Annotated in this window: 1 rRNA gene; it reads left to right on the top strand. The window is 52.4% G+C overall.

From position 1 onward, the window contains the following. Positions 1-150 precede the first annotated feature (150 nt). Positions 151-1,691, top strand: a 16S ribosomal RNA gene (locus MPRO_RS22355). Positions 1,692-1,840: the final 149 nt, after the last annotated feature.

Genomic DNA, 1,840 nt, shown 5'->3' with positions numbered 1-1,840 from the left:
CGCTCTTTAACAGATTGATCAGATAATTCGTGTGGGCGCTTGTCAGGATAAGGCATAAATAGCTTTATCAAGGTAAGCAACCTTCATGTGAATTCATTTAAGTTGTTATAGCTTGAGTCAGAATTATCGATACTTCGGTATCTTGATTTAAAACTGAAGAGTTTGATCATGGCTCAGATTGAACGCTGGCGGCAGGCCTAACACATGCAAGTCGAGCGGTAGAGAGAAGCTTGCTTCTCTTGAGAGCGGCGGACGGGTGAGTAACGCGTAGGAATCTACCTGGTAGTGGGGGACAACATTCGGAAACGGATGCTAATACCGCATACGCCCTACGGGGGAAAGGAGGGGATCTATTTATAGACCTTTCGCTATCAGATGAGCCTGCGTAGGATTAGCTAGTTGGTAGGGTAAAGGCCTACCAAGGCGACGATCCTTAGCTGGTCTGAGAGGATGACCAGCCACACTGGGACTGAGACACGGCCCAGACTCCTACGGGAGGCAGCAGTGGGGAATATTGGACAATGGGGGCAACCCTGATCCAGCCATGCCGCGTGTGTGAAGAAGGCCTTCGGGTTGTAAAGCACTTTCAGTGGTGAGGAAAGGGTAGCGGCTAATAACCGTTATCTGTGACGTTAGCCACAGAAGAAGCACCGGCTAATTCCGTGCCAGCAGCCGCGGTAATACGGAAGGTGCGAGCGTTAATCGGAATAACTGGGCGTAAAGCGCGCGTAGGTGGTTGAGTCAGTCAGATGTGAAAGCCCCGGGCTTAACCTGGGAACTGCACCTGATACTGCTTAACTAGAGTACGGTAGAGGGCAGTGGAATTTCCTGTGTAGCGGTGAAATGCGTAGATATAGGAAGGAACACCAGTGGCGAAGGCGACTGCCTGGACTGATACTGACACTGAGGTGCGAAAGCGTGGGTAGCAAACAGGATTAGATACCCTGGTAGTCCACGCCGTAAACGATGTCGACTAGCCGTTGGGAGACTTGTTCTCATAGTGGCGCAGCTAACGCGATAAGTCGACCGCCTGGGGAGTACGGCCGCAAGGTTAAAACTCAAATGAATTGACGGGGGCCCGCACAAGCGGTGGAGCATGTGGTTTAATTCGACGCAACGCGAAGAACCTTACCTACTCTTGACATCCAGAGAACTCGCTAGAGATAGCTTGGTGCCTTCGGGAGCTCTGAGACAGGTGCTGCATGGCTGTCGTCAGCTCGTGTTGTGAAATGTTGGGTTAAGTCCCGTAACGAGCGCAACCCTTGTCCTTATTTGCCAGCACGTAATGGTGGGAACTCTAAGGAGACTGCCGGTGACAAACCGGAGGAAGGTGGGGACGACGTCAAGTCATCATGGCCCTTACGAGTAGGGCTACACACGTGCTACAATGGCCGGTACAGAGGGCTGCAAACCCGCGAGGGGGAGCCAATCTCACAAAACCGGTCGTAGTCCGGATCGCAGTCTGCAACTCGACTGCGTGAAGTCGGAATCGCTAGTAATCGTGGATCAGAATGCCACGGTGAATACGTTCCCGGGCCTTGTACACACCGCCCGTCACACCATGGGAGTGGGTTGCACCAGAAGTAGCTAGTCTAACCTTCGGGAGGACGGTTACCACGGTGTGGTCCATGACTGGGGTGAAGTCGTAACAAGGTAGCCGTAGGGGAACCTGCGGCTGGATCACCTCCTTAAACGACATGGCTTGTTCTGGCATAGCGTCCACACGAATTATCTGATCAAACGTTAAAGAGAGCGAAATGTTCGCGGGGATAACCTGTGGATAAAGAGCTTGTAGCTCGACTGGTTAGAGCGCGCCCCCTGATCTTGAATAAAGAGCTGG

It is taken from the genome of Marinobacterium profundum, assembly GCF_001528745.1.
GTDB lineage: Bacteria > Pseudomonadota > Gammaproteobacteria > Pseudomonadales > Balneatricaceae > Marinobacterium_A > Marinobacterium_A profundum.
The sequence above is the reverse complement of the archived record's forward strand: the minus strand, read 5'-3'. Positions and strand labels throughout refer to the sequence as shown.